Genomic DNA, 1,022 nt, shown 5'->3' with positions numbered 1-1,022 from the left:
TCGTTTTTTTGCTCTTCAATAATAAATTTAGAAAGCAATTCTGTTAATGCATTCACCTTTTCTTTCATCTTGTTAGATTGATTTGAAATTTCTTGAATTGAAACTGCTTGTAATTGAATTGATTGTACTGTTTGAATTGTTTCTCTTTCTATTTGTGTTGAAGTATCAGATACTAGTGAAAGAGACGCATTTACTTCTTCTGTACCGGCAGACATCTCCTCTGTTGCTGCAGAGACTTCTTGAATTTGACTTGTGATTTTGTCAATATCTCTCATAATAGATGAGAATGTTTGATCTGCTTGGTGGGCTGCTTCCTTTCCTTCTGCTGCCTTTTGTTCTCCTTTTTGCATGACATGAACTGTGTCTTGAGTATCTTGTTGAATAGATTTGACTAAATGGTTAATTTCATTCGCGGATTCTTTAGACTTTTCAGCCAAATCCCTCACTTCTGCTGCAACCACTGCAAACCCTTTCCCATTCTCTCCAGCACGTGCTGCTTCAATAGCAGCATTTAAGGCAAGAAGGTTAGTTTGCTCGGCAATATTAGTAATTGCATCCAAGGCTGTATCAATCTGTTGTGTACGTGTAACAAGTCTATCTATTACTTTTGATGTTTCCTCCACGACATCATGAACACTGTTCATTTGAAGAATTGAGTGCTTTATCACATCACTACCAATGTGTATTTGTTCTGTAGTAGTTACTGCTACCTCAGCAACCACAGCTGAAGACTCAGCTACTGTTTGCACACCAATTGTTATTTCATCCATTGAAGATGAACTCTCTTGAATACTAGTTACCTGTCCTGCTATTTTTTCTTTTACTTCAGAAATCGTCTGAACAACCTCATTCGAAATATTAGATGCTCGCTTTGTATCTTGTAAAACACCATCTGTAGAAGAAATAACTTCTTGTGTTGTCGATTTAACACTTGCAATTAATTGTTGTAGATTATCTAACATACTATTAAAAGACTGTACAATATTTCCTATCTCATTATTTGCTTTATAAGAAGTACGTAT

General features: G+C 35.6%; 1 protein-coding gene. It reads right to left on the bottom strand.

The annotated features are described in order from the left end of the window. Nucleotides 1–1,022: methyl-accepting chemotaxis protein (locus ACQGS6_RS29220; protein ID WP_426966089.1), on the bottom strand; the 1,022-nt coding region annotated here is incomplete at both ends.

The sequence above is a fragment of the Bacillus sp. GMs2/2 genome (genome assembly GCF_050172095.1).
GTDB lineage: Bacteria > Bacillota > Bacilli > Bacillales > Bacillaceae_G > Bacillus_A > Bacillus_A cereus.
Note: the sequence above shows the minus strand (reverse complement) of the source record. Positions and strands in the feature narration are given on the sequence as shown.